Source organism: Phaeobacter sp. NW0010-22, assembly GCF_040365955.1.
Classification (GTDB): Bacteria; Pseudomonadota; Alphaproteobacteria; order Rhodobacterales; family Rhodobacteraceae; genus OMPR01.
Genome location: NZ_BAABWT010000006.1, coordinates 175,240 through 202,108, shown reverse-complemented (window position 1 = coordinate 202,108; position 26,869 = coordinate 175,240). Strand labels below are relative to the sequence as shown.

Genomic DNA, 26,869 nt, shown 5'->3' with positions numbered 1-26,869 from the left:
CGCATTCTGCCCTGAGCATGGATTTAGGTGCTGTTCGGGTAAATGTGTTGATTCACAAAGGGTTTTTGAATGATTGAGCCATTGGTTCTTGTGCCAGGAATGATGTGTGATGCACGGCTGTATGAGCATCAGTTGCTGCATTTGTCGCGGGAACGAGCGGTCACAATAGCGCCTGTCACGCAGGGCGATCGTATCGAGGATATTGCTGCATTGCTATTGGATCAACTGCCTGCACGGTTTGCTTTGGCTGGGTTGAGCATGGGCGGCATTGTGGCGATGGAACTTATTCGCCGCGCCCCAGATCGCGTGACCCGCTTGTGCCTGATGGATACCGAAGCCATGGCCGATACACCCCACATTGCTGCGGCGCGTGAGCCGATGATTGTTGGAGCCAAGGCCGGGCGATTGGACGAAGTGATGCGCCAAGCCATGCAGCCCGAGTTTCTGGCCCCCGGACCAAGGCGTATGGCGGTTTTGGATCGGGTGTATCAAATGGCGCGGGATCTGGGACCGGATCTGTTTGAACGGCAATCTCGCGCCTTGCAACGGCGACCAGATCAGCAAAGTACCCTGCGCAAGATCAAGGTGCCCACATTGATCTTATGTGGCGCGCATGATGCTCTGACGCCCGTCAAACGGCACACCTTTATGGCGGAGCTGATCCCAGGTGCCCACTTGCAGGTGATTGAGGGCGCAGGTCATTTGCCAGTGTTGGAAACGCCAGAGATCGTGACGCAGGCCTTGCGAGACTGGCTTGCGCTTTAAGCGGTGTGCGTTTTCTTAGCGTATCAAAATTGCGGAGAATTGGCTGCAAAATTGATATGCGCGCTGGGTTAAAACTGGCTGAGCAATTGATTATTTTTTTGGTTAAGTAGACGTTGTTTTTTAGAGTGTGTTTATGACGGTTTTGCTTTGGAAGTTCTCATTGCTTGATGCGATACGTCCTTTGTTTGGGTATCAGGACACCGTGCTCGTCTTGGGTGCCTTGATTGTCATCATTTTCCTGATTGTGCGCCTTGTACGCAAAAGCGAGGCCAAGCCGAGCAAAGATGAGAACTGGGTTATTCTCGATGGTTCTAACGTCTTGTATTGGAAAGATGAAACGCCCCAAATCAAAACTGTTCGTGAGGTTTTGACGCGGCTGAAGGAGTTGGGCTTTACACCGGGGGTCATGTTTGACGCCAACGCGGGATATCTGGTTTCGGGGAGCTATCAGCATGACCACCGATTTAGTCAGCAACTCGGCTTGCCAGAAAGCCATGTGATGGTCGTGCCCAAGGGCACGCCCGCAGACCCCTATATCTTAGCCGCTGCCCGCGATTTGGGTGCACGGATTGTAACTAATGACCGCTATCGGGATTGGGAGAAAAAGCACAGTGAAATTCGCACACCCGGTTTTTTGATTAAAGGCGGGTATCGGTCTGGGAAGCTCTGGCTTGACGTGGACTAGTTGAAACGCCCGATGATGTATCTGACAAGTCCCGGATAATTACACCTTCGGGTAGAGCTTTTTGCGTTCTTCTTTGGTCAAGGTCATCGCCGTTCGAACGGGTTCGCCTGTTTCCACATCAAAAAATGGCGTGCTCCGCCAGCGGCCAGACAGGCGGGTGGCGATCATACGGCTGAACAAGGCAAAGGCAGAGCGCCCGACGTTCTTGTGTTTGCGCTTGCCGTCTGGTTGGGGAATGTACCCCTCGCTTATAACGGGTCCCAGACGCTCTGGCGTGGTTAGACGTGCCGCAGCAACGCCAGCAAAGGCCAATTTGGGGGATTTCAGAGTGTTAAACATCGGGGCATTGCAGCAGGTCGCATACCAGCGAAACAACCCCTTGGGGCCAAGGCGGAACAAGCCAAGATGTTGCTGGCCTTGCGTGATGTGAATGACGTCTGGTGTTGTTTGCAAGATATCGACCGGGCCGGGGGCCGGGTCAGGTTGGCCGAGGTATAGCTCGGCCGCGCGGCAATCGGCACAATAACAAACAACATGATTGCCGGATTTGGCAGCAGAGGCATCGAGATGCCCCTGCACAGACCCGCAGTTGCAGGAAAAGGCGAGATCGTTGGAGGAGGTCCCGCCCATTGCTTTATACAGCTTTCAGTTTCTTCACCGGTGCTTTGCGCGCAGGTTTGCGCACAGCATTGGCGTTCATGAAGTCGATGACAAGTGGACGAATATTGTCGCGCCAGCTGCGGCCTGCAAAAATGCCATAGTGACCGGCACCGGGTTCGACATGGCTGGCCTTTTTGTTGTCGGGCAGGCTGGTGCATAGGTCCAATGCTGCGATGCACTGACCCGGCGCGGAGATGTCATCATTTGCGCCTTCAACTGTTTTCACCGCGACGCTGGTGATTTTGCCAATGTCGATTTTGTGGCCTTTGACTGTGAATTCGTTTTTGGCGATTTCACAGTTTTTGAATACACGTTCGACGGTCGAAAGGTAGAATTCGGCGGTCATATCCATAACAGCCAAATATTCGTCATAAAAGCGGTTGTGTGCATCGTGATCAGAGGCTTCGCCACGCATGGCGCGTTGAATCTGATCCTGGAATGCCTTGGAGTGGCGTTCGCCATTCATAGACATGAAAGAGGACAGTTGCAGAAGGCCCGGATAGACCATGCGACCGACGCCGGGGTATTTAAAGCCAACGCGCTGGATCATGGTTTCTTCGAGCTGGCCCATAGTTACACGGCGCCCAAAATCTGTAACCTCGGTTGCGTTTGCATCTGGGTTTACCGGACCACCGATCAGGGTCAGGGACAAGGGCTGTGCGTCGGGATCCTGTTCGGCAAGATAGGCGGTGGCAGCCAGCGTGAGCGGCGCGGGTTGGCAGACTGCGATTACATGGGTGTCAGGGCCCATTTCGCGCATAAAATCAACCAAGTAGAGTGTGTAATCTTCGACATCAAACTTGCCTGCGGAAACTGGGATGTCCCGGGCGTTGTGCCAGTCTGTAATGTAGACTTCGCAGTTGACCATCAGGCTTTTAACGGTCGAGCGCAGCAGGGTCGCGTAATGGCCAGACATCGGGGCGACCAGCAGAACCTTGCGGGGTTGTTCTTCGCGGCCGTTAACCTTGAAATGGATCAGATCGCCAAAGGGACCTTCGACAACGGTGCGGATGTCAACCAAATGGTCCTTGCCATCTTCACAGGTGAAGGTGCGGATGCCCCAATCGGGTTTTACAACCATACGTTGGAAGGTGCGTTCGGTAACCTCGCCCCATGCTGCCATCCAATTCAAAGCGGGGTTGGGCATCATCGAAAACATTGGATAAGAAGCCATGGAGTTGGCTGATGCTCCGAGCCACTGGTTGGTGTTTCGCACCGTTTCCATCAGGTCGTAGGTCATCATATAGCGCATCGATTGGCTCTCCTAATAAAATACCGGGAAAACCCGGACCATTCGTCGCTTTGCCCCCCGCAACACACGACGTTATTCTGCGTAGCAGCGAGACTAGGGGGGATTCCTTTAAATGACAACTGGCCAAGACAACGCACCGGAATTGACCGGCGAACACTTTGAACGCCTTAAAGAAAATATGACTAAGGTTGAGATATTATCGAAACGCCTCGTCGAAATTATGTCTGGGAAAAATCCGCACCATCCGGCGCTAGATGGCCCGAATCAAGATCTTTTCGCAAAGGCAGCAACGGCTTATTGGTCCGACGCTGCGCAAAATCCCGCCAAGTTGTGGGAGCAGCAGGTCGAATTCTGGGGTAAAACAGTGATGAATTTCGCTGAGGCGCAGAAATCGATGACCTCGGGATCTGTCGTTGAAGGCGGGGAGGCCTCTAAAGACCGTCGTTTCGCGAACCCCATGTGGGACACCAACCCCTATTTCCATTTCATCAAACAGCAATATTTGACCAATGCCGCCACGATTGAACAGGCACTTGCAGAGGTGAACGAAGACGACCCGACAGAAAAACAGCGGCTGCAATATTTCGCGCAGCAGATTGTTGATCTGATGGCGCCGACCAATTTTCTCGCGACCAATCCGGATGCGCTAGAGAAGGCAGTCGAAACCGAAGGCCAATCACTGGTACAGGGGTTGGAAAACATGGTGGCCGACCTGGAGGCCAACAAAGGTGAGCTGATTGTACGTCTGGCGGATGAAACCGCGTTTGAACTGGGTGGCAATATTGCGACCACGCCGGGTGATGTGGTGTTCCGCAACAACATGATGGAGCTGATCCAATACAAACCAGTGACTGAAACCGTGCACGAGATCCCCATCGTGCTGTTTCCGCCCTGGATCAACAAATTCTACATCCTTGACCTCAAGGCGCAGAATAGCCTGATCAAATGGGTGACCGAACAGGGCTATACTCTCTTTGTTGTGAGCTGGGTGAACCCAGATACTTCGCATGCTGAAATAGGGCTGGAAGATTATATTCAGGACGGGTTCCTGACTGCCTTTGATGAGGTAAAAAAGATCTGCAACGTAAAGCAGGTCAACGCTGTGGGCTATTGCATTGCGGGCACCACGCTAAGCCTGACGTTGTCGTTGCTGAAACAGCGTGGCGATAAGACGGTTAAATCCGCGACTTTCTTTACGGCGCTGACGGATTTCTCGGATCAGGGGGAATTCACGCCCTTCCTGCAGAACGATTTCATCGACGGGATCGAAGAAGAGGTGAACAAGCAGGGCATTCTGCGGTCGTATATCATGGCACGAACGTTCTCGTACCTGCGGTCCAACGATCTGATATATTCGCCAGCGATCCGCAGTTACATGCTGGGGGAAACGCCGCCTGCGTTTGATCTGTTGTACTGGAACGGGGACGGGGCCAATTTGCCGGCCAAGATGGCGGTGCAGTATCTGCGTGGCCTGTGTCAGCGCAACGAATTCGCGGATGGCGGGTTCGAATTGATGGGGCATACGCTGAACCTGAAAGACGTTGATGTGCCTTTGATGTCGATCACCTGCGAAACCGATCACATCGCGGCGTGGAAAGACTGCTATCGTGGTGTGCAGAAAATGGGGTCGCGCAATAAAACATTCGTGGTTTCAGAGTCGGGTCACATCGCCGGTATCGTGAACCCTCCCAGCAAAATGAAATACGGTCACTACCTGAACCCTGATCTAAAGGCGGATTCCGAGACATGGATGAAAGAGGCCGATTACCATGCAGGGTCGTGGTGGCCGATGTGGGAAGTCTGGCTGAAAAAGCGGTCAGGTAAGCAAGTTCCGGCGCGTGATACTGGCGATTCGGACCATCCGCGGCTTGCACCTGCACCAGGGGACTACGTGACCGTCAAGGCAAACACTTGATTTCGCTTGGTTTTTGAAATTATTCTGCATTGCAGCAAGAAATATCTTGAAATGCTGCGATGCAGAAAGCATATTCTCATCAGCTGAACGAAAACGGGGTGGGCCCGTAAACAGCCTAGAGGATTGATACAATGAACAAGACACAAGATTTTTCCGCGATCATGAAAGACATGATGGGTTCTTTTCCAGTTGATACCGGTGCTGTTGAAGACGCATTCAAAAGCACTGCTTCGCTGAACGAAAAACTGTCCGGCGTTGCTCTGGAAGCTGCTGAGAAATCCGCAGAGATCTCCAACAAGTGGACCAAAGAGACTCTGTCGAAGCTGACCGAAGTTTCCAAAGTAAAAGCTGATCCAGCCGACTACGCAAAAGCCGCAACCGATTTCGCATCGGCCGCTGCTGAAGTTGCTGCTGAAAACATGTCTGCTTTCGCTGAAATCGCGAAAAAAGTTCAGATGGACACAGTTGAACTGATGATGGCTGCTGGTAAAGACGCTGCAGAAGACGCAACTTCTGCCGTTAAAAAAGCAACCAACGACGTTACTGCCGCTGCTCAGAAAGCAACAGCAGCTAAGTAAGACATACTGCGGGATCGCTCCCTCTCCTCCCTTTAGGAGTATCCCGTTTGGGCAGATCGAAAGATCTGCTTTTTCTTTGTTTTAACAGCATGTGTTTTTGTATTGTCGTTTCGGGTGGCCCTTTGGGCGCGGAGGGATAGGCGCGTACTCAGTAGGAATTTGAGTAAACAGGCAAATCGGGCTGTTCCCCGCAGCTGCTCTTTCTTTTTGTTCTGCGCTCGCATAGTCTACGCTGCAATGCATCATCCTTGGGGAGGGAAGTCCGTGGCAGATAACGATAAGCCGCTGTTGATTAAGCGTTATGCCAGTCGGCGGCTGTATAATACCGAAACCAGTGATTACGTCACTTTGGAAGATATCGCAGGGTTCATTCGCGAAGGACGCGAGGTTCAGATCATCGACTTGAAATCAGGCGATGACCTGACGCGTCAGTATCTGCTGCAAATTATTGCTGAGCACGAGAGCCGTGGCGAAAACGTATTGCCGGTCAATGTGTTGAACGATCTGGTGCGCAGTTACATGCAACCCGGTGGTGGGGTAATGCCACAGTTTTTGCAAAGCTCTTTTGACATGCTGCGCGAAAGCCAATCCAAGATGATGGAAGGCATGACCGCCATCAACCCGATGTCTCAGATCCCCGGATTTGATGCGATGCAGGCGCAGCAACAAGCGTTTCTCAAGGCGATGACGGGGGGCTTGGCGACAAATTGGTCTGCCCCGGATGCAAGTGAAGAAAAAGCCGCGACCGAAGAAGGTGGCGAGGATCTGGATGAGATCAAGAAGCAGCTGGCGGAATTGCAGAGCAAACTGTCCAAGCTGAGCTAAGCGTTACCAATTAAGTCTGGTGAACGTGCTGAGGCCCCAATTGGGGCCTCTTTGCATTCTTAGGGGCGGGAATTTGATTTAGGTGCCGAAGACGCGCAAGGGGCCGGCCACCTCTGACATCGCTTCCAGCAAGATATCCGCAACCGCATCCAGTTCCGCCCGGGTGAGGCGAACAGGCAGGCGTACATCACAGGCCTGCATCAGCATGGCCCGTGTTTGGGGCAGATCTGGCAGGTTAGGGATGAATTGCCAGTTCCAGAAAGCACGTGCGTTATCCTCGCTCAAGCCAAACACCTGAACCTTTACGCCTTTGGCTTCGGCTGCAGCGGCAAAGGCGCGGGTGTCGGCTTCGTCTAGGCCGCTGATGTTGAACTGGATCGAATCCGGTGCGCGGACTTCTGGCTCCAGCGGTGCGGGAACAGTGATCCAAGGCGAGGAATTCAGCCGCTCGGCCACATAGTCGTGATTGGCGCGGCCATCGCGGACCCGGCGCAACAGTTCTGGCAATTGGGGACGGATCACAGCCGCGCTGAGGTTGCTCATCCGCAGGTTATAAAGCGGCAGCTGGTTCTGCCATTTGGCAAATGCATCCTGTAGAACCGGGTGTTTCTTCCAATTGTGTTCATATGCGCCGGACATAATGATAGCGCGGGCGACAAGGTCGGCATCGTCGGTGATCAGGATGCCACCTTCGCCCGCGTTGATCATCTTGTAAGATTGGAACGAAAAGCAGCCAACCTGGCCAAGTGTGCCGATGTTTTCGCCATTCCACGTGGTGCCCAGCGAATGGGCGGCATCTTCGATGACGGGGATTTTGCGGGCATCGCACAGGGCCATGATAGCATCCATGTCCGAGGTGTGACCGCGCATGTGGCTGATGATGACGGCCTGTACGCTGTCCAACTTGGTCTCAAAATCTGACATGTCGATGCGGTAGTTATCCTTCACTTCGCACAAAACGGGGATGCAGTCTGCATGCACCACGGACGACGGGACCGCCGCGAAGGTAAAGCCGGGAATCAGGACGCGCGCGTCACGGGGCAGGTCAAGAGCCTTGAGCGACAGGAACAGCGCGGCAGAGCAGGAGGATACAGCCAATGCGTATTTACTGCCCATGAGGGCGGCGAATTCTGCCTCGAGCAAGGAAACAGGGGAATCATCTGACGCCGTGTAACGGAATAAATCCCCTGAACGGAGCAGCGCGTCGATCGCGTCACGGGCAGCTTCGGGGATGGGTTCGGCGTCGTGGACGTTTGGCGGCTGTATCATATTTCAATTTCCTGAATAGAACCTTTGGTAAATGTAAAACAAAGACTCGAAATTGCCAAGGTCTGTTGCTGTCTTTTGCGGCACTGGGCGCACATGCGCGTGGGTTTATCCCATAGAAAAACCCGCCCAGCTGCGGCGGCTGGACGGGTTGGACTGTCTTAGGGATGGCTGTTGCTGGTATCAGACGTTGAGCAGCAGGTGTTCGCGTTCCCAAGGCGAGATCACTTGCAGAAACTCGTCATATTCCGCGCGTTTGACGATGCCATAGACACGGGCAAAATCAGGGCCGAGGACCTCGTGTAGAGCGGTTGCCTCTTCAAACAGATCAAGCGCTTGGCCCATAACTTGTGGGATATCGCCTTCGCCCTCGTAAGCATCGCCTTTGAATTGGCGACGGGGGCGGTTTTCTTCGATCAGACCCAGATAGCCGCAGGCCAATGATGCGGCGATGCCCAAATAAGGGTTGCAGTCCATGCCCGCGATCCGGTTCTCGACCCGGCGGGACGATGCGCTTGATAGGGGAACGCGGATGCCAGTTGTGCGGTTGTCGCGGGCCCATTCCAGATTGATCGGGGCGGCGTGGTCTTTGACGTATCTGCGATAGGAATTCACATAGGGTGCCATGACGGCCAAAGCCGAGGGCAGGTGAGTCTGCAACCCGGCGATGAAGTGGTAAAAGGCGTCGGTCTCGCCGCCCTGAGGACCGGAAAAGATATTTTCGCCAGTTTCGATGTCGATGATCGAATGATGGATATGCATGGCAGAGCCGGGCTCGTGTTCGATAGGTTTGGCCATGAAGGTGGCGAAACAATCGTGACGCAGAGCCGCCTCGCGGATGAGGCGTTTGAAATAGAATACCTCGTCCGCCAGTTTGACGGGATCGCCATGCAGTAGGTTGATTTCCAGTTGACCTGCACCGCCCTCTTGGGTGATGCCGTCGATCTCGAACCCCTGATGTTCGGCAAAGTCGTAGATATCGTCGATGACGGGGCCAAATTCATCCACGGCCGTCATCGAATAGGCCTGACGGGCGGCGGCCGGGCGGCCTGATCGTCCCATCATCGGCTTGATTTCATGCGCCGGGTCGATGTTGCGGGCGACCAGAAAGAACTCCATTTCCGGGGCCACAATCGGTTCCCAGCCTTTGTCACGATAGAGCTGCACAACGCGTTTGAGCACATTGCGAGGGCTGAACGGGATGGGGTTGTCGTCCCGGTCATAAGCGTCGTGTATCACCTGAAGTGTCCAGTCCCCGGTCCAGGGAGCGGCGGTAGCGGTGGAGAAATCAGGCTTGAGAATCATGTCCTTTTCGATGAATCCGTCTTCGTCCGCGGCCTCGCCCCAATCGCCGGTGATGGTCTGATAGAAGACGCTGTCAGGCAGGTGGAAATAGCTTTGGCGGGCGAATTTTTTAGCGGGTACGGCCTTACCTCGGGCAATGCCCGGCAGGTCTGAAATGATGCATTCGACTTCGTCCAACCGACGCCCTTCGAGATAGGTGCGTGCGCCTTCGGGGAGGTTGTCTGTCCAATCGGCCATCAGGCCCTCGCTTTCTGGAAAAAATCTGCCATTTGAGTGGCCAGCCATGCGGCGTCGGTTGGGGCCTGTGTTTGATTGGCGGCGGCGTGCAGCAGGTCATCTGGGACGACGCCGGGGCCATAATCCTGAAGCAGGCCATCAATAAAGGGGCCGTCGAATTCGGGGTGGGCCTGTACGGTCCAGATGTGGTCGCCGTACGCCAGCACCGCGTGTTCGCAGTGGGCGTTGCTGGCGAGGGTTCGGGCATTGTTTGGGGCTGCGATCACCTGATCCTGATGCCACGCATTCAGGGCGATGGTTTTGCCGTCCAACTCGTATTCGGTATATCCGACAGCCCAGCCGCCTTGGAATTTTTCGACTTGTCCGCCCAAAGCCTTGGCGATGATCTGGTGGCCAAAACAGACGCCGATCAGCGGCTTTTTCGCGTAATTGATATCGCGGATGAGCTGTTCAAGTGTGGGGAGCCAAGCGTGGTCTTCGTAGACGCCGTGCAGGGAGCCAGGGATCAGCCACCCATCGGCTTGATCCACCGAAGGGCTTGCCCCGTCTAGTAGGTCAAAGCTGCTGAATTCAAAATCCCGGCCGTTCAAGAGGCGCGCGAACATCTGGTCAAAATTGCCATGGGTTTCGCGAAGTGGGTCTGGCGTGTGGCCGGCGAGGAGGATGCCGATTTTCATATATCACCTGATGTTGGGCTGTTTCACGCTAGACGAAGACTGGGAGACGCAGCAAGTCGTTACACTGCGTTCAAATAGCTCAGCCAATGGGTCTCTGGCGGGCGATCTGCGAAACGCGCGATTTCCTGGCGTTTGGTCATGGCAAGATAGCGGATCAAATCAGCGGGCAGAATCCGCGTTATGAGCGGGTCGGTTTCCAGTGCTGTGATCGCTTCGGCCCAATTGGCGGCCAGTTGCGGGACATTGGGAACCTCATAGGCGTTGCCGGTGATCGGGGGCGGCGGTGTTATGGAATCCTCGATACCGATGAGGGCCGCGCCGAGGACGCTGGCGAGCATCAGATAGGGGTTGATATCGCCACCTGCAACGCGGTGTTCGATACGGCGGGCTGCGGGTGCGCCACCGGGAATACGGATGGCGGCGGTGCGGTTTTCATAGGCCCAGCACGCCGCGGTGGGCGCGTGGGCACCGGGGACCAGTCGGTCATAGGAATTGCCATGCGGGGCAAAGATCAATGTGCTGGTGGGCATAGCAGCAAGACATCCAGCCACGGCTTGGCGCAAAAGATCGGTGCCGTCTGGGCCGCCATCATCAAAGATATTGCGTCCGAATTTGTCTACGACAGAGAAATGCACATGCATCCCGTTGCCTGCGTCATCGGCATAGGGTTTGGACATGAAGGTCGCAGCGAACCCGTGTTTGCGGGCAAGGCCGCGCACCAGATCCTTGAACAGCCAAGCGTCATCTGCGCTGCGCAGTGCGTCTTGGTGGTTCAGGTTGATTTCGAACTGGCCGACGCCGCCTTCTGAGATCGAAGTTTGGGCGGGTATCTCCATGGTTTCGCAGGCGTCATAGAGATCGGTAAAGAAGCCATCAAAGGCATCCAGCTCTGCCATGGAGAGGACGGATTCGTTAACGAGGCGGCGCTGTGTCAGCGGGTTTATTGGAGGCAGTGGTGAGGTGCCGCTGTCATCCAGTAATGTGAATTCCATCTCGGTTGCGGCAATGACTTTCCAGCCCCGCGCGGCATAGCGGTCCAACACGGCGGCAAGCGCGTGGCGCGGGTCACCGACAAACGGGGTGCCATCGTCGTGGTGCATTGTCATGGGAAACAGCGCTGTTGGGCTGTTGATCCACGGCATGGGCACGGGCCCCCTATCGGTTGGAAGCAGGACTGCGTCGGCATCGCCCGTTTCAAACACCAGTGGGCTGTCAGCAATGTCAGCCCCCCACAGATCCACGTTAAGAGCCGAATAGGGCATTCTGACCGCGCCAGTGCTGAGCTTGGTTGCATAAGCCGAGGGCACGCGTTTGCCACGCATCTGGCCGTTCAGATCGCAAATTCCGATGCGCAAAGTGTGCAGGTGGCTAACGTCCATGGTGCTCTCCTGAATGCTATGAGTTGAGATGTACCGGAGGGAAATCAGGTTGTCACGAAATATGATCAAATTATTGGGAGTTAAGAAACCATGCCAGACTGAAGGGGGCGAAGATGAATCTTATGAGCCTTTCGGCCGTAAACATTTCTCATGCAAACTCCCTTGAGGTGAACTTGCCTGCAATCCGCTATATCGAATGCGTCTTGGACTAGATCAGAGGTTGTTTTCAGTGACAGTTACGCCATCCAAGATGCCCTGTTTTTGCACGCGGGCTGTGAAATTTACGTATAGCCCAATGATCGTGTTAGGCATCCGATTAGAACCACCAAACGTGCCTGCATTTCTAACGCCATCGACACACATTCATGGCGTCTTGCTTTTGCCCTTAACTAACCGGGTCGTCAAAAAACATGATGATTGCGTCTGTAACGTATTTGCCCAGTGCCACTCCGTCGCGCGCGGCGATCTGAGACATTCCAGCAAAATATTCATTCAGAATCTGGGTCAGGTCGGCTGGATCCAAAGTGCTCGAAACCTCGGTGAGGCCCTCAATTTTACTTATAAAGATGGTCAAGAGGTTGGGTTTCGCTGAAATGTCGTCTCGGGATTCTCCGTCCATAACCGCACCTCAAAGTTGCTGCGGGAGACATTTTGAAAGTGTCTGGAAAACGGTTCGAAGTTCTCGATTCTGAAGTTTTAAGGACGCGGACAAAGCCGATAGCTTTGCCATACCGATAAGGCGCAACCAATATACAAGAGTTGCGATTGTGGTCAGCGCTAGACCAAAAACCAAGGCGAGAGAGGGTAGCCAATGGTTGTATGTCGTCGCCCACTCAGGCGGAGTGCGAATAATCACCTGCCGTTTCTGGTTGGCGATTTCTACACTCTGAGACACGGCAGGATTTGTGGTTTGTGTTAAATCGCAGGCTTGGCTTAAAAAAATCAACTGGCGTTCATCTGTACTCAAGGTTGCAAGCATTTGGATGTCAGCGGTTCCATACCGATCCGCACAAGGCCCGAATGCGGTTTCAGTCAGTTTGTTTTCCGATCCCTGTACCAGCGTCATCGGCAACGAGGCGAAAACCCGACAGAGCCGGATAGCTGTCTCAAACGTCGTTGTTCGGATTCTCTCAGACATCAGATCAAAGCTCAAAGCGGCTTCGTTTCCTGATATGGGCTGCATGTCGAAGACGGGAAAATATTCAGAGCGCGAGTGGGTGGATATCAGCTTCCGGCCCTCCCTTGCTCGGAAATATGAAACGTTTTTAACCCGGCATATCTTGCATTTCTGGCGAAAGCTTCGCGTCCTATTGCAGTGATTTCTATTGCTGAGGTTTGCCATCGGGTGATTGGCAGAGAGCGCAAAATGTGCGGTTTCACGATCATGCTCCACGCGTTCCAACATGTCATAGGCAACGAAAGAGAGGGATGCTCCGATAAAGGCAACTGGAAAAGTGGAATGACCTCAGCCAGACGAAGTCGAGTTTTCGACCGCATATAGTCACTGAAATAGCTATCTTTAACGGAACAGCTCAAACGGCTGATCCAATTAATAAAGGGGTGAGAAAGAATGTATGGCCGCAACTTGCTCGATATCACTGCAAACACCACTCTTTAGGGGGATGTTCTCGTGAAGTGAGGTGCTATCTGGAATTGGCGATACCGGTGATTAGCGGATTAAATTGGGGCGAATGCGCAGTTTGGCGCGACGTGCTGAGGGCAGGTGACTGTTCAGCCGTTTATTGATCAATCCGAACACACCCACAATCACCAGTGTGACTATGATGAAGTAGAACGCCAAAATGGGGTAAGGCACAAAGGGGTTGAACGTTTTGTCAGCAAAGTAGCTGGCGTAGTAGAGCGCATCGCCTTTTTGACGCCACGCGGGGAAGCCCGAAAAATAGACCAGTGTGGTGGCGTGAAACAGAAAGATCGCCTCGTTCGTGTAAGCAGGCCAGGCCAAGCGCAGCATTGTTGGCCAGATGATCCGTTTGAAGCGGGGCCAGCCGGACATGCCATAGGCATCGGCGGCTTCGGTGTCGCCCTTGGGGATGGAGCGTAGCGCGCCATAAAAGATCTCAGCCGTGTAGGCGGATGTGTTCAGGAACAGTGTTATCAATGCCCCCAACCATGCGGCGGTAAACGGGCCAAAGAAGGGGTGGACCCCCTTAAGGTTCAAAAACAGGAAGTAGGCAAAGAAGAACTGAATGAACAGGGGCGAGCCACGGAACAGAAAGATGAACCACTCTGCCGGTTTGCGGAACAGGCGGCTGGACGAGGATTTGGCCACGGCCAGTGCGGTTGCAAAGAAGAACCCAAACAACAACGCCAGAACACCAAAGTAGATGTTCCAGATCATACCAGATCCGATCAGGGTGAATTGTTCACACAGGGTGAAATCGGATTTGGGCAGGAGGCGCTCGCCATAGCCGATAGAACGCAGGCCATAGTCCTGAATGGTCTGAAGACAGCTCATGCCCGACCTCCTTGGAAAGGAGGTCGTGCGCGCGCAAGCGCCTGTGTCACAGGCGCATGCGGCACCCGGTTGTGGTGTGCAATACGGTTCTTCATGCCGGTGCCCCCTTACGCTGGGCTTCGCCCCCAGAGGTGGCCTGACCGTAGGTGAGTTTGGTCATGATGCGCTCAAGGAAGATCTCGGACACGCGGGTAAAGGCGAGGTAAAACACCAGCAGGAACAAGAAATACCACATGCGCCAGTCGCCGTGCGGGTAGCTGGTGAATTTGGAGGTCTTGGTACCGCCCAGTTCCCGCGCCCAATAAACAATGTCCTCGACGCCAAGCAGGAACAGCAACGGAGTGGCTTTGATCAACACCATCCACAGATTGCTGAGACCGGGTAGGGCAAAGACCCACATTTGTGGAACAAGAATGCGCCAGAAAGTTTGGCGATGGCTCATCCCGTAAGCTTCGGCTGTTTCCAACTGGGCATGAGGCACGGCGCGCATGGCCCCAAACAGGACGTTGGCCGCAAAGGCGCCGAACACGATGGCAAAGGTGATAACGGCCAGCGAAAACCCATAGGTTTCGTGAACCCATTCAGGCGATGTGCCCAACGGCAGCTTGGCTGCAGAGCACACAAGGAAGTCGTTGCCTTGGCGAATGGGATCGGTCCATTCGGGACACAGCACCTTATGGCGGGTCCACTCGAACGCCTGATCCAGCGCAATGACAAAAAATAGGAAGAAGGCAATATCGGGTACACCGCGCACGATGGCTATATATCCTTTGCCCAACCAGCTGATCGGTGCAAAACGGGCGCGGGCGGCCATGGCACCGGCGAACCCAAACCCCAACGCAACAGGGGCGGTCACAGCAAGCAATGCCAGAACTTTGAGGAAAGACATGTAGAACGACATGTGAACGCCGTTCGTGAGATAACACGAAAACCAGCGGAACGTTCCGAGCGTATCGGGATCAGCGCAGTAGGAAAACATCAGGATCCAAGAGCGGTGGCATCAGCAGCAGCCCAATGGCTGGCGTCGCGGCGCGTGGGGCAAAGGGTCCGCATGTTTCCATACGGACCCTCTGGATTTAGATTAGTAGGTGGCGGTTTCTTCGCCGAACCACTTTTTCAGCAGCGTGTTCAGTGTGCCGTCCGCCTTCATTGCGGTGATACCGTCATCGAATTTGGCACGCAGTTCACCGTCGCTTTCACGCAGGCCCATGCCTACACCACCGCCCAGTGGAACAGGTTCGCCAACAAAGACGAGTGTGCCATTGGATTCTTCGACCAGAGGAACCAGATAGTCGCGGTCGGCCAGCACGGCATCGGCTTCGCCGTTACGAACGGCTGCGATGGTTTCTTCGGGGGTCGCGAATTCAACCAAGGTTGCACCGGATTCAGCAACGTGACCGGCCTGAATGGTTGCGGTCTGGGCAGCAACAACGCCGCCATTTACATCAACACCTTCGGCAGCACCGACATAGGCGGAGTTGGTCGGCGGATAGTAATCCTGCGTGAAGTCGATGACTTCGTCACGCTCGGCTGTGATCGACATGCCGGCGATGATGGTGTCGTAGTTGCCGGACACGAGGTTGGGGATGATCGAATCCCAGTCGTTTTTTACCCACTCACAGGTCAGGCTGGCGCGCTTGCACAGCTCATCGCCCACTTCACGCTCGAAACCGTCGATTTCGCCGGCGTCGTTGATGAAGTTGTAGGGAGGGTATGCGCCCTCGGTGCCCATGCGGACAGTTTCAGCCATTGCCATGCCAGCGGTCAGCGCCAGCGCAGCTGTGGTCAGGATCAGCTTGTTCATTTTGTGTCTCCCATCGTTTTTTGTTGGTTATGATTATGCGGCCTGCGTTGCGGAGAGAAACCCGCGCAGCCGGTCGGATTTGGGCGCGCCAAAGACGTCGTCGGGCGTGCCTTCTTCTTCGATCAAGCCTTGGTGAAGGAACACCACGTGGCTTGAGATATCGGCGGCCATTTTCATGTCATGGGTCACGATAAGCATCGTGCGTCCCTCTGCCGCCAGATCTTTGATAACTTTGATGACTTCTTGTTCCAACTCTGGATCTAGCGCCGAGGTCGGTTCGTCAAATAACAACGCCTCTGGTTCCATGCACAGACCACGCGCAATCGCTGCGCGTTGCTGTTGACCGCCAGACAGCTGTGCCGGGTAGTTGTCGCATTTGTCGCCAATTCCGACCTTGTCCAGATAGCGCCGGGCACTGTCCTCAACTTCGGCTTTGTCGCGACCCAGCACGGTAATCGGGGCTTCCATCACGTTTTGCAGGATGGTCATGTGAGCCCAAAGGTTAAATTGCTGAAACACCATCGATAGGTTTGTGCGAATACGCAGTACCTGTTTCGCGTCGGCGGGTCGGCGCGCGTGGGTCTCGCCTTTCCAAGTGACGGGTTCACCTTTGAACAGGATCTCGCCTTGCTGGCTGTCTTCAAGCAGATTGCAGCAGCGCAGCAGGGTGGATTTTCCTGATCCAGAGGACCCGATCAAGGACACCACGTCGCCCCGATGTGCGGTGATATCGACCCCCTTAAGAACTTCGAGTTGTCCAAAGCTTTTGTGGAGGTTGGTGATCTGGATAACGGCTGAGGTGTCTGTCACGTTGGGTCCGGTGTTGTAGGATCGATTAATGAGCTAATAGGTCGCAATTTTCGGCGCAATGCAACGTTCAAAAGGGAAGTTCAAGGGGGCAAATTAACAAATTGACCATAGGGAATGCTGTTTTTTGCCCGGATCGGCAGATTGATGGTCTATTCGGTGCTTGGGCGTGCCGCCCCGCGGTGACCATGGGATTCGAGCATGCCGCGCGAGGGATAGTCGATCGTGGTCTTGCCCCCATCCACGATCAGGGTCTGACCGGTGATGAAATTTGCATCCCGCGAGGCGAGAAAGGCAACCGCCCCGGCGATATCGGCGGGTGAGCCCATGCGACCCGACAACGACGGAGGTTGCGTCGTGTTGCGCAGAACCTCGTGTTCCTGTTCGGGTGAGGTCGCAATCCAGCCCGGGCTGACGGCATTCACCCGGATGCCCATTGGTGCCCCTTCGGAGGCCATGGCACGGGTCAACCCTTCGACGCCAGCTTTGGCGACGCCGTAAAGTCCCCAATTACCGTGCAATGTTGCAGTGGACGAGATGTTGACCATGCTTGCGTCTGTGCCCTTGGCCAGCAGTGGCAAGGCATGTGCGCTCAGCAAGACCATGCTGTCGAGGTTGGATTGGCGAAAAGCCTGCCAGCGTTCGGCGGTGGGCGTGTCGGGTTGGACCGGGCTTTTTAACAAACCGCACCCTGCATTGTTTACCAGCACATCCATATGGCCATAGGCGTCCTGGATGTGATCCAAGGCGGTCAGGATTGAGGGTTCATCGGTTAAATCGGTTTGCAGGAACAGAGCCGGGCGGTCTTTAGAGGATAACGTCTTGGCGGCCTGGACCCCGGTGTCGGCGGACCGGGCAAGGATCACAACATGTGCCCCCTCAGAAGCAAACCGTTGTGCGATCCCAAAGCCGATCCCGCCATTTCCACCCGTGATCACAACGCATTTCCCGTCAAACCGCATCATTGGCTTATTCCTCGGGTGCAGCGGGGGTCGGCACCGCCAGATAGGTTTCGGCAGGGATGTCGACTAGTCCATGCAGGTGCAATGTGTCGCGATCTTCGGACGAGAGTTCAGCGATGGCCGCGCGAACCGCCGCCGCGATTAGGGTCCGGTCGCGTCCTAGTGCGGTGATATAGGGCAATGTGGGGGTCGGATCTGTCAGCTCTACGACCCGCAGAGACTGCGCAAAGGGTTCGTGTTCTTGCAGCAATACCCATGTCAGCATGTCGAGCGCGGCAAAATCTGCGCGGCCGTCAGAAACAGCTTGTGCAGACAGGGCGTGCCCACCGGATTGCAGCACTTTGGCAGGTTTTAGGCCAAGCCCCTTTAGGTGCGTTGTTGGTGCAGCCCACCCGGATTGGGACACCGCTTCGTTATACGCGAACACGCCCGTGCAAAGCTCGGCCAGATCGCCCGTCGTGTCTGCATCAGCAACAAAAACTGAGCGGTAGTAGCCCGCAGGGCAATCAGGCAGGCCATAGTCGGGGGTGCCTACCAGTTGAACAGTCCCATGCAACTGCGTGCGAAAGGGCATGCCGCAGGTTTGCGAGAACACCATATTGGGATCGCGCCAGATTTCCCAAAAATCGCTATCGCGATCCAGAGTTTCTGGGCCGTCGTTCAGATTGCTGCGGATAGCGGCCCACAGCCGATCATTGGCGGATTGCAGGGCTGGCATGTCGTACATGCCCAGCATGGCGGTCAAGATGAATGTCCCAATTGACGCGCAGCGGCTTGGCGGCAAAGTGCAGAATCACGGTCATTGATTCCCAAGAGATTTGAGACCAATCGCAGCACAGCGTCTTCTTCTTGTGCGCGCTCGTCATCTATCAAAACCACAGACCAAGCGGCCTCAAGCACAGCGCGGCGATCCTCATAGGGGACGGCGTCTTTGATGGCGCGGGTAAAGCGGACAGTGTCTGGTGCCTCGGATTCCAGCACTTCGGCATTGGAGCGTAGGCCCGCTGCCTCAAACGGGCTGAGCCCGTATCGGGTGGCGGTGATCCGGTCAATCCGGGCCATTTCCTGCGGCGCATAGTCGTTGTCAGACCGTGCGATACGGACCAAAAGGGCAGTCAGCGCCAAACGGGCATCCGTATCGGCAAGGGGGGCGGGCTCTGGCTGAATCAGCTTGGAGAGGAAATCGCGAAACATAACAGAAGGTATAGGCCGGGATTTTATCCGGGCCAAGACATTCACATCTTATTCATTGCCCGGGTACGCGCGGCTTGGCTGTCTTTGACGCTAAGGCCCATCGCGATACGTGATTCTTCGACGATTTTTAGCTCGCCTTCTTGCTGTTTGCCGTCAGCAAGGACCACTTCCCACAGGGCATCAAGGGCTGCCAGACGCTCTTCTAACCCGGTCGTTTCGCGGATCAGGCGCCCAAACGTGTCCGTTTCCGGCGCCGCTGAATGCAGTTTTTCGCAGGTTGCGCGCACTTTTGCGGCCTCGATCGCATTGTGTTGATAGAGGCGGGCCAGAATGCGGTCGATCAGGCTGATTTCTTCGACCTGATATTCGCGGTCCGATTTGGCAACACGCACCAAAAGAGCCCCAAGCGCCAATTCGGCATCCGGATCGGGCAGGTTTGGTGTTTCAGAGGGGCGGAACGCCTGAAAGAGCTTTTTCAACATGACCCGAAATTACCCCATATTTTGCGTCCCGCCAAGTGGGAACTACCCGTCATAGCCTTCGATAATCACCAAATCCCCGTTGGAAACCGGATCACGCAGGGCTTTGGCTGCCTGATAACCAGGGCTGTTGTAACACTCTAGGGCTGTTTGGTAGTCTTTGAACTCAATTACAACGGTGCGCGCGCGGGCCTGACCTTCGGGATTTTGACGGCCTCCGCCACGTACGAGAAAACGGGCGCCATATTCTGCAAACACTTCGCCATTTGCGGCAATATAATTCTTGTAGGTTTCCATGTCATCCACATCTACGTGGGCTACCCAATAGCCTTTGGCCATATCTACTCTCCTGTTGTTTTGGGCAGGGTGGCGCGGATTGGCACCCGGCGCAATCAGTTTTCAAGGCCACCTAAAAGGCGGACACAGTATCACACTACTGTGAGAGCATGATGATATTCGAAGGACTGAATGATGTGCTGACCAAGTTATGGTTGGCAGGGGCCGAAGGGATCGGCCGTGGATGATATAAATGGATACGGATGCCGAGAGACGGTTGGCATCTGAGCTTTGGGTTAGATCAAAGGATCATGCGACCATTGAAGTAGGCCCTGCCGTTGGCGAGGTCTGCAAAAAATATCCCCGGGGTGGCAGTTGGCGCGGATCTGCCCCGCATGGCGCGCAAAGGCACGCCAGCGTTTGATTTGCCGGGCGTCGACTTCTGGCAGGCGACGACCAAGGTAATAGCGGCAGTACCACTGAAACCATCCGCGGGGATCTGGTCCGATGATCCATCCCTTGTCCTGCCAAACGGATAGGGGTTGGCGGCTTTTGATTCCAAAATAGTTGAGTTCAGGGTTTGCGGTCGGGCTGAGTTTGGCGTTTTCGAACCAGTCAGCGGGAAATTCATCCCGGCAGTCGGAGCAATACTTCCCCTCAAACACACCCATTTCGAGCATCTGCTTGGGTGAATAATGTGGTTTGAACTGATCATTCTCCACATCACCGGGACTGGCTGAAAGGGTGTAGCTGTATCCGCTTTGCATGTGGTCATGGACAGTGATGGTGGTGCCGGATGTCATCTGAAGGTCAGTCCTTTGAGGGAATGACATAAATCTAGCACAAGACCAGTGTTCGGCAATTGGCGTGCTGGGGTGGGGATAGGGAAAAATGCGGTAAAACCCGCCTCTGGTATAAGAGGCGGGTAATATTGGATCAAACCAAGCGCGAGTTTTCTGTAGCGGCGCGGATGAAATCCGCAAACAATGGGTGCGGCGCAAAGGGTTTGGATTTCAATTCAGGGTGGAATTGAACCCCGATGAACCAAGGGTGATCGGCCCATTCTACGATTTCTGGCAAGCGTCCGTCGGGGCTCATGCCAGAGAATTTCAGGCCAACTTTTTCCAGCTGTTCGCGATATTTGATATCAACTTCATACCGGTGACGGTGGCGCTCTTCGATCTGGGTCGTGCCATAGATCCGCTCGACATTCGATCCCTCAGTCAGGGTGGCGTTATACGCGCCCAGACGCATGGTGCCGCCTTTGTCATCGCCGACTTTGCGTTCAACTTTGTGGTTGCCCTGAACCCATTCCTTGAGGTGGTAGACGACGGGCTCGAACCGCTTCTTGCCGGATTCGTGATCGAACTCTTCGGATCCTGCTTCGGTGATGCCAGCCACATTCCGGGCGGCTTCGATCACGGCCATTTGCATGCCCAAGCAAATACCCAGATAGGGCACTTTGTGCTCGCGGGCGTACTGGGCTGCTTTGATCTTACCTTCGGTGCCGCGTTCACCAAAACCACCGGGTACAAGAATCGCACTGTACCCTTCGAGGTGGGGTGCTGCGTCTTCTTTATCAAAAACTTCGGCGTCGACCCATTCGATCTTGACCTTGACGCGATTGGCCATGCCACCGTGAGTCAAAGCCTCGGCGATGGATTTATACGCATCTTCAAGCTGGATGTATTTGCCAACAATGGCGACTTTGACTTCGCCTTCGGGGTTGAACACCCGGTCCGCGACATCATCCCAACGGGCCAAATTGGGCTTTGGGGCCGGGGTGATCTGGAACGCATCCAGAACCGCCTGATCCATGCCTTCGCGGTGATAGGCGAGAGGCACTTCGTAGATAGATTTCAAATCCTGCGCGGCAATCACCGACTCGGGGCGCACGTTGCAGAATAGGGCCAGCTTGTCGCGCTCTTTCTTAGGGATTGGCCCTTCGGAGCGGCAGACCAGAATGTCGGGGGCGATGCCAATCGAGCGCAGTTCCTTGACCGAGTGCTGAGTTGGCTTGGTTTTCAGCTCACCGCTGGCCTTGATGTAGGGCAGCAGAGTTAAGTGCATGAACAGACACTGGCCACGCGGCTTGTCGTTGGCAAACTGACGGATGGCTTCGAAAAACGGCAGACCTTCGATGTCACCCACGGTACCACCGATTTCGCAGAGCATGAAATCAACCTCATCCTCGCCGATTGAGATGAAATCTTTGATCTCATTTGTGACGTGCGGGATCACCTGAATGGTTTTGCCGAGATAATCGCCACGACGTTCTTTTTCCAACACGTTGGAATAGATCCGACCTGAGCTGACCGAGTCAGTCTTGCGGGCTGCAACGCCAGTGAAACGTTCATAGTGCCCCAAATCCAAATCGGTTTCAGCGCCATCATCGGTGACAAAAACCTCGCCGTGTTCAAACGGAGACATCGTGCCGGGATCAACGTTCAGATAGGGGTCAAGTTTGCGCAGACGGACTGAGAAACCGCGCGCTTGCAACAAAGATCCCAGTGCGGCCGAAGCCAGACCTTTGCCAAGAGAGGACACAACCCCGCCAGTGATGAAAATGAAACGTGCCATGTCTGTTCGGCTGCCCCCGTGAATGGTCAGAATTTAGGTGCCCGGTGGTCTTTAAAAAACCACTGCATCACGGGACTTCGCATATAAAGGATTCGCGCGCATAACGCAAGAGAACCGCAAGATGCTGTTGCGGTTCTCATCCAAAATTCAAGGTATGGTGTGTTAGTCGGCTTTCGGGACCAACGGCGCATCGTCGCCCTGTGTCGGTGGCAACAGGTCGCTGCCTGCTGGGACACTGGGAGTGACGGGTGCTGATTGTTCCTGTGCGGGAACACCGAGGCGATCAATGACCGAGCTGCCGGATGCTTTTTGCGCTGCGATGATGGTCAAGGTGATCGAGGTCACGATGAACGCGGCTGCAAGGATCCAGGTGATTTTACCTAGTGCTGTTGCGGCTGACCGACCGGCTGCGGCGCCACCGCCGCCGCCCATGCCAAGACCCCCGCCTTCGGATCGCTGCATCAAAACGACGGCGATCAGGCTCAGAGCCAGAAGAAGATGGACGATGAGAACGACGTTTTCCATGTATATCCCGAGGAGTTTGGCTGTACCGCGCGGTATCTAAGCAAGTTTGGGGGCCGGGGCAAGGGATGAGTTTGCATCAAAATCATTGATCGGTGTGATCACGGATTTGACACTGGACTTGCGCGCCTTCTGAACCCAATCTCTGAGCCATGCCACATGATCATTCAGACCACCCGCACGCGCTCTTGCCCCCGGATCCTGCATTAAGGGTCAAGGCGTTGGAAACCATTCTCACACGCAAGGGGCTGATCGATCCGGCCACGCTGGATGAGATTATCGATATCTACCAAAACAAAATTGGCCCCCAGAACGGTGCGCGGGTTGTTGCCAAGGCCTGGAGCGATCCCGCGTTCAAGGCAAGGCTGTTGGCGGATGCCACGGCAGTGGTTGCTGATTTGGGATATTTCGGGCGTCAGGGTGAACATATGGTGGTGGTTGAGAACACGCCAGAGCAGCACAATATGGTCGTGTGTACTCTATGCAGCTGTTATCCGTGGCCGCTGTTGGGCATACCGCCGGGGTGGTACAAGTCAGACGCTTATCGGGCCCGTGCGGTACGCGAACCGCGCAAGGTTTTGGCCGATTTCGGGGTTACTCTTTCTGGCGAGAGTTCGGTCCGGGTTTGGGATTCGACGGCCGAAGTGCGGTATCTGATTCTGCCGATGCGACCTGCCGGAACCGAAGGGTTGAGCGAAGAGGAATTGGCAGAGTTGGTAACGCGGGACAGTATGATTGGCACGGGCCTGCCAAAGGTGCCATCATGACCCGGGTGCATGATATGGGGGGGCGGTTCGGCGATGGGCCGGTTGTGCCCGATGCCGAAGGCGCGCCCGTTTTTGCAACCGAGTGGCATGGACGCGCTTTGGCGGTGACATTGGCGGCAGGGGCTTTGGGGCAATGGAATATCGACGTGTCGCGCCATACGCGCGAATTGCTGTCGCCCAAAGATTACATGCGATTCTCGTATTACGAAAAATGGATCTCGGGATTGGCGGATCTGCTGGTTCAGACTGGTGTGTTGACTCGCGAAGATTTCGAGGAGGGTGGGGCAGTGCAACGGCACCCTCTGGCAGATAAGAAGCTGAAAGCGGAGGTTGTTGCCGGGGCATTGGCCAAAGGGGGACCTGCGGATCGACCCAGTGATGTGCCGGTGTCCTTTGAAACAGGTCAAGCGGTGCGGACCCTGCGGATCAGTGGGAACCGTCTGGTGGACGGGGGGCACACACGCCTGCCAATCTATGCCGCTGGGGCAAAGGGCCACATTCTAAAGCTGCATGGCACACATGTCTTGCCGGACAGCAGTGCCCATGGATTGGGTGAGGCACCTGAGCCGCTTTATGCGGTCGTGTTCCCGGCGTCCGAGTTGTGGGCCGATCCAGAGCATCCCGGTGATGAGGTCGTGTTGGATCTGTGGCAAAGCTATTTGGAGGCGGTATGAGCAGTTGTGCGACAGTATCAGCCCCAGAGCCGGTGTTCAGTGAGCCGTGGCATGCACAGGTTTTTGCGCTGACCGTGCATTTAAACGAAGCCGGCCGGTTTGCGTGGCCCGACTGGGCCGCACGGTTTTCAGCGACGTTGAAACGCCATGGTCTGCACAAGGAACTGGATGGGGGCGAGGACTATTTTCAGGCGTGGTTAGAGACGCTGGAAACCTATCTGGTTGAAGAGGGCAGTGTCTTGCCCGACGAAGTTGGGCCGGTCAAACAAGCTTGGGAAGAGGCCTATTTGACCACACCGCATGGTGAGCCTGTGGTGTTGCGCTGATCGCAACGTAAAGACGCGCTGATCTGGCCCACAAGGAGCAAGATCAGCGCGGCGCGACCTGAGAGTCGCGCGCGTGCTGGCCAGTGTCAGTCTTTTGGGTGTGACGGGCGGCGCGTGAGGCCGGCCTTTTGCAGGAAACGCCTGAAGGCTGCCCTGTTTGGCAGGGTGAAACGGGGGGGTATCCGTTTGCTGCGCCCCGCAAGGCGATTGAATTCATGCACATCGATGATCTTTTCGGCGCAGCCGCACCCTTCGCCCAGACCTACGTTTTTGTAATAGAAGTCTTCGAATTTCTGGGGGTGCATGGGTTAATCCTCGACGTCGTCTACATCTGCCTGTCCCGCCAACTGGCGCCGGACATGGGACCAGCTTAATCCGATTCCCAACACAACAGAGAGGGCAAAGATGCCCAACCAAACATTTCTGTTGGTGTTCGTGAGGTCCAGCAGGCCAAAATCATAAAGCACCCAAAGCAAGGCCGCGACCACGGACATAATCAGCGACATGCCGAATCCCCCGATTGATCGCAGGGTGGCGCGGAGGTAAATAATATAGCCAATCGTAAGCAATAAACCCATCAGGACCGCCACAGACAGGCGGCTTTCATAGTGGGTTGCGGTCCATCGCACATAATTCCAATCCGTGGGATTGTAAGTGAGTGTCAACAGCACGAATGCAAACAACCATCGCAAAAACATGCCCAAAGTCCCAATCTGAATTCATTTTTTGCGCCCCAGAATCGCTCAAAGAAGCAGTGCTGTCCAGTGTTTCAGATCACATGCGTCGAAATTGCGGTTTCCCTGTTGCGCGGGCATCGTTATACGGACGCGGGTTTGACGAACACAAAAAAGGACCGGATATGGCCAACGTGGTTGTTGTCGGCGCTCAGTGGGGCGACGAAGGTAAAGGCAAGATTGTTGATTGGCTCAGTGAGCGCGCTGATGTGATCGCGCGCTTTCAGGGCGGGCATAATGCCGGTCATACGCTGGTCATTGACGGCAAGGTGTACAAGCTGCACGCGTTGCCTTCTGGCGTTGTGCGCGGGGGCAAATTGTCGGTGATCGGCAATGGTGTCGTGCTGGACCCTTGGCATTTGATGAATGAAATCGAAACCGTGCGGGCGCAGGGCGTCGAAATCAGCCCGGAAACGTTGATGATCGCGGAAAATACGCCGCTGATTCTGCCGATTCATGGTGAATTGGATCGCGCTCGGGAAGAGGCGGCCAGCAAGGGCACCAAGATCGGGACCACCGGTCGTGGCATTGGCCCTGCCTACGAGGACAAGGTTGGCCGTCGCTCAATTCGCGTCGCGGATTTGGCCGATGAAGCCACGTTGGAAGCCCGCGTTGATCGTGCATTGCAACACCATGATCCACTGCGCCGCGGCTTGGGGATTGATCCGGTCGATCGTGACGCGCTGATCGCGCAGTTGAAAGAGATCGCACCCAAGTTACTGCCATTTGCGGCTCCGGTCTGGAAAGTGCTGAATGAAAAGCGCAAAGCCGGTAAGCGGATCCTGTTCGAAGGGGCGCAGGGCGCGCTGTTGGACATTGATTTCGGGACATACCCTTTTGTGACCTCGTCCAATGTGATTGCTGGACAGGCGGCGACTGGCGTGGGCATGGGACCGGGTGCGATTGATTTTGTGCTGGGCATCGTGAAAGCGTACACCACTCGTGTGGGTGAAGGGCCGTTCCCAACTGAACTGGACGATGACGATGGTCAGCGTTTGGGTGAACGGGGCCATGAATTTGGTACGACAACCGGTCGTAAGCGTCGTTGTGGCTGGTTTGATGCCTGCCTGCTGCGCCAAACTTGCGCGACGTCGGGCGTGAATGGTATTTCGCTGACCAAGTTGGACGTTCTGGATGGGTTTGAAACCCTGAAAGTCTGTGTTGCTTATGAGTTGGATGGCGAACGTCTGGACTATCTGCCAACAGCTGCAGATCAGCAGGCGCGGTGCAAGCCGATCTATGAAGAGCTGCCAGGATGGAGCGAATCGACCGAAGGCGCGCGCAGCTGGGCGGATTTGCCCGCCAATGCGATCAAATACGTGCGCCGCATCGAAGAGCTGATCGATTGTCCGGTTGCGATGGTTTCGACCTCGCCCGAGCGTGAAGACACCATTCTTGTCACCGACCCGTTTGCAGACTGATGGCTGAGTCAAAGAAACCACGGCTCAGCTATAAGGCCCGGCGACGTTGGTCGCTGGTAATTTTGCTGATTGGTCTGCCGCTTTATATTGTGGCAGTCATCACTTTGCTGAATGCATTAGGGCGCCCGCCGATCTGGTTAGAGCTTTTGGTCTATGCCATTTCAGGGGTGCTTTGGGCGCTGCCGTTCAAGTTCATCTTTATTGGTGTTGGGCAGGCTGATCCTGAAGCTGAAGAAAACAAGTAAAACTGTGAAATTTAAAAAAGAGAGCGCTGCAGAAATGCAGCGCTCTCTTTTGTTTTTT

The 26,869-nt window shown here is 55.1% G+C and carries 32 protein-coding genes; 10 read left to right on the top strand and 22 right to left on the bottom strand.

Annotation, left to right across the window (positions count from 1 at the left end):
* Positions 1–69 precede the first annotated feature (69 nt).
* Together ABWV33_RS14710 and ABWV33_RS14705 are read left to right on the top strand one after the other, a co-directional pair.
* Positions 70–765, top strand: a complete 696-nt coding sequence (locus ABWV33_RS14710) for an alpha/beta fold hydrolase (protein ID WP_353331795.1) — start codon at positions 70–72, stop codon at positions 763–765.
* Between the two features lie 133 nt (positions 766–898).
* Entirely contained in the window at positions 899–1,450 is a 552-nt protein-coding gene (locus ABWV33_RS14705) for an NYN domain-containing protein (RefSeq protein WP_353331793.1), read from the top strand.
* A gap of 39 nt (positions 1,451–1,489) precedes the next feature.
* On the opposite strand, the gene ABWV33_RS14700 is transcribed toward ABWV33_RS14705, so the two are convergent.
* Together ABWV33_RS14700 and phaZ are read right to left on the bottom strand one after the other, a co-directional pair.
* Positions 1,490–2,080 (bottom strand): DUF6151 family protein, encoded by a 591-nt coding sequence (locus tag ABWV33_RS14700; RefSeq protein WP_353331791.1) that lies wholly within the window; start codon positions 2,078–2,080, stop codon positions 1,490–1,492.
* 4 nt (positions 2,081–2,084) lie between these two features.
* Positions 2,085–3,362 carry a polyhydroxyalkanoate depolymerase gene (phaZ, locus tag ABWV33_RS14695; RefSeq protein ID WP_353331789.1) on the bottom strand — a complete coding sequence of 426 codons (1,278 nt, stop codon included), beginning with the start codon at positions 3,360–3,362 and terminating at the stop codon, positions 2,085–2,087.
* 112 nt (positions 3,363–3,474) lie between these two features.
* Between phaZ and ABWV33_RS14690 the strand changes: the two genes are divergently transcribed.
* From ABWV33_RS14690 to phaR, 3 genes are all read left to right on the top strand, one after another.
* Positions 3,475–5,277, top strand: coding sequence for a PHA/PHB synthase family protein (locus tag ABWV33_RS14690; protein ID WP_353331787.1), 1,803 nt, complete (start codon positions 3,475–3,477; stop codon positions 5,275–5,277).
* 131 nt (positions 5,278–5,408) lie between these two features.
* Positions 5,409–5,855: a phasin family protein gene (locus ABWV33_RS14685; RefSeq protein ID WP_113823332.1), complete on the top strand. Its 447-nt coding sequence runs from the start codon at positions 5,409–5,411 to the stop codon at positions 5,853–5,855.
* 264 nt (positions 5,856–6,119) lie between these two features.
* Positions 6,120–6,680, top strand: a complete 561-nt coding sequence (gene phaR, locus ABWV33_RS14680; RefSeq protein ID WP_121998717.1) for a polyhydroxyalkanoate synthesis repressor PhaR — start codon at positions 6,120–6,122, stop codon at positions 6,678–6,680.
* A gap of 78 nt (positions 6,681–6,758) precedes the next feature.
* Here phaR and ABWV33_RS14675 read toward each other — a convergent pair whose 3' ends face one another.
* The 18 genes from ABWV33_RS14675 to secG form a co-directional block, all read right to left on the bottom strand.
* Positions 6,759–7,949, bottom strand: coding sequence for a DegT/DnrJ/EryC1/StrS family aminotransferase (locus tag ABWV33_RS14675; RefSeq protein ID WP_353331784.1), 1,191 nt, complete (start codon positions 7,947–7,949; stop codon positions 6,759–6,761).
* 180 nt (positions 7,950–8,129) lie between these two features.
* Positions 8,130–9,488, bottom strand: a complete 1,359-nt coding sequence (locus ABWV33_RS14670) for a glutamine synthetase family protein (protein ID WP_113823335.1) — start codon at positions 9,486–9,488, stop codon at positions 8,130–8,132.
* Complete coding sequence (locus tag ABWV33_RS14665) at positions 9,488–10,165, bottom strand: type 1 glutamine amidotransferase (protein ID WP_353331782.1); 678 nt, start codon at positions 10,163–10,165, stop codon at positions 9,488–9,490. Before ABWV33_RS14665 ends, ABWV33_RS14670 begins: the two co-directional genes overlap by 1 nt.
* A gap of 59 nt (positions 10,166–10,224) precedes the next feature.
* Entirely contained in the window at positions 10,225–11,544 is a 1,320-nt protein-coding gene (locus ABWV33_RS14660; protein ID WP_353331780.1) for a glutamine synthetase family protein, read from the bottom strand.
* Positions 11,545–11,929: 385 nt separating this feature from the next.
* Positions 11,930–12,163, bottom strand: coding sequence for a nucleotidyl cyclase domain-containing protein (locus tag ABWV33_RS14655; protein WP_353331778.1), 234 nt, complete (start codon positions 12,161–12,163; stop codon positions 11,930–11,932).
* 9 nt (positions 12,164–12,172) lie between these two features.
* The gene (locus tag ABWV33_RS14650; RefSeq protein WP_353331776.1) at positions 12,173–12,949 is read right to left on the bottom strand and encodes a CHASE domain-containing protein; all 777 of its coding nucleotides are present in this window, start codon (positions 12,947–12,949) and stop codon (positions 12,173–12,175) included.
* Positions 12,950–13,213: 264 nt separating this feature from the next.
* The gene (locus tag ABWV33_RS14645) at positions 13,214–14,020 is read right to left on the bottom strand and encodes an ABC transporter permease (RefSeq protein ID WP_164619573.1); all 807 of its coding nucleotides are present in this window, start codon (positions 14,018–14,020) and stop codon (positions 13,214–13,216) included.
* A 91-nt stretch (positions 14,021–14,111) separates the two neighbouring features.
* A complete protein-coding gene (locus ABWV33_RS14640) occupies positions 14,112–14,999 on the bottom strand; it encodes an ABC transporter permease (RefSeq protein WP_113823341.1) in 888 nt (295 codons plus the stop codon).
* A gap of 102 nt (positions 15,000–15,101) precedes the next feature.
* Complete coding sequence (locus ABWV33_RS14635; protein ID WP_353331774.1) at positions 15,102–15,824, bottom strand: transporter substrate-binding domain-containing protein; 723 nt, start codon at positions 15,822–15,824, stop codon at positions 15,102–15,104.
* Between the two features lie 33 nt (positions 15,825–15,857).
* On the bottom strand, positions 15,858–16,634 hold the full coding sequence (locus ABWV33_RS14630) for an ABC transporter ATP-binding protein (protein WP_121998724.1): 777 nt from the start codon (positions 16,632–16,634) through the stop codon (positions 15,858–15,860).
* A gap of 149 nt (positions 16,635–16,783) precedes the next feature.
* Positions 16,784–17,596 (bottom strand): SDR family NAD(P)-dependent oxidoreductase, encoded by an 813-nt coding sequence (locus ABWV33_RS14625; RefSeq protein ID WP_353331772.1) that lies wholly within the window; start codon positions 17,594–17,596, stop codon positions 16,784–16,786.
* 4 nt (positions 17,597–17,600) lie between these two features.
* The gene (locus ABWV33_RS14620; protein WP_353332005.1) at positions 17,601–18,329 is read right to left on the bottom strand and encodes a phosphate/phosphite/phosphonate ABC transporter substrate-binding protein; all 729 of its coding nucleotides are present in this window, start codon (positions 18,327–18,329) and stop codon (positions 17,601–17,603) included.
* A 5-nt stretch (positions 18,330–18,334) separates the two neighbouring features.
* Complete coding sequence (locus tag ABWV33_RS14615; protein ID WP_353332003.1) at positions 18,335–18,787, bottom strand: tellurite resistance TerB family protein; 453 nt, start codon at positions 18,785–18,787, stop codon at positions 18,335–18,337.
* A 41-nt stretch (positions 18,788–18,828) separates the two neighbouring features.
* Complete coding sequence (locus tag ABWV33_RS14610) at positions 18,829–19,269, bottom strand: tellurite resistance TerB family protein (RefSeq protein ID WP_113823346.1); 441 nt, start codon at positions 19,267–19,269, stop codon at positions 18,829–18,831.
* A gap of 42 nt (positions 19,270–19,311) precedes the next feature.
* Positions 19,312–19,605 (bottom strand): DUF1330 domain-containing protein, encoded by a 294-nt coding sequence (locus ABWV33_RS14605; protein WP_113823347.1) that lies wholly within the window; start codon positions 19,603–19,605, stop codon positions 19,312–19,314.
* Between the two features lie 233 nt (positions 19,606–19,838).
* Positions 19,839–20,345 carry a hypothetical protein gene (locus tag ABWV33_RS14600; RefSeq protein WP_353331770.1) on the bottom strand — a complete coding sequence of 169 codons (507 nt, stop codon included), beginning with the start codon at positions 20,343–20,345 and terminating at the stop codon, positions 19,839–19,841.
* Positions 20,346–20,478: 133 nt separating this feature from the next.
* Complete coding sequence (gene pyrG / locus ABWV33_RS14595) at positions 20,479–22,122, bottom strand: CTP synthase (RefSeq protein WP_113823349.1); 1,644 nt, start codon at positions 22,120–22,122, stop codon at positions 20,479–20,481.
* 162 nt (positions 22,123–22,284) lie between these two features.
* Entirely contained in the window at positions 22,285–22,647 is a 363-nt protein-coding gene (gene secG / locus ABWV33_RS14590) for a preprotein translocase subunit SecG (RefSeq protein WP_113823350.1), read from the bottom strand.
* A 149-nt stretch (positions 22,648–22,796) separates the two neighbouring features.
* On the opposite strand from secG, the gene nthA reads away from it, so the two are divergent.
* From nthA to ABWV33_RS14575, 3 genes are read left to right on the top strand one after another with little or no spacing between them, the layout of a single operon-like run.
* A complete protein-coding gene (gene nthA / locus ABWV33_RS14585) occupies positions 22,797–23,411 on the top strand; it encodes a nitrile hydratase subunit alpha (RefSeq protein WP_353331767.1) in 615 nt (204 codons plus the stop codon).
* The gene (nthB, locus tag ABWV33_RS14580) at positions 23,408–24,085 is read left to right on the top strand and encodes a nitrile hydratase subunit beta (protein WP_353331765.1); all 678 of its coding nucleotides are present in this window, start codon (positions 23,408–23,410) and stop codon (positions 24,083–24,085) included. The genes nthA and nthB overlap by 4 nt, the downstream gene beginning before the upstream one ends.
* A complete protein-coding gene (locus ABWV33_RS14575; protein WP_113823353.1) occupies positions 24,082–24,411 on the top strand; it encodes a nitrile hydratase accessory protein in 330 nt (109 codons plus the stop codon). The genes nthB and ABWV33_RS14575 overlap by 4 nt, the downstream gene beginning before the upstream one ends.
* An 86-nt stretch (positions 24,412–24,497) precedes the next feature.
* Here the strand turns inward: ABWV33_RS14575 and ABWV33_RS14570 are convergent, their stop codons facing one another.
* Together ABWV33_RS14570 and ABWV33_RS14565 are read right to left on the bottom strand one after the other, a co-directional pair.
* Positions 24,498–24,716 (bottom strand): hypothetical protein, encoded by a 219-nt coding sequence (locus ABWV33_RS14570; protein WP_353331763.1) that lies wholly within the window; start codon positions 24,714–24,716, stop codon positions 24,498–24,500.
* Between the two features lie 3 nt (positions 24,717–24,719).
* Entirely contained in the window at positions 24,720–25,115 is a 396-nt protein-coding gene (locus ABWV33_RS14565; RefSeq protein ID WP_113823355.1) for a DUF6524 family protein, read from the bottom strand.
* A 155-nt stretch (positions 25,116–25,270) separates the two neighbouring features.
* Between ABWV33_RS14565 and ABWV33_RS14560 the strand changes: the two genes are divergently transcribed.
* Entirely contained in the window at positions 25,271–26,566 is a 1,296-nt protein-coding gene (locus ABWV33_RS14560; RefSeq protein WP_353331761.1) for an adenylosuccinate synthase, read from the top strand.
* A complete protein-coding gene (locus tag ABWV33_RS14555) occupies positions 26,566–26,811 on the top strand; it encodes a DUF2842 domain-containing protein (RefSeq protein ID WP_353331759.1) in 246 nt (81 codons plus the stop codon). Before ABWV33_RS14560 ends, ABWV33_RS14555 begins: the two co-directional genes overlap by 1 nt.
* Positions 26,812–26,869: the final 58 nt, after the last annotated feature.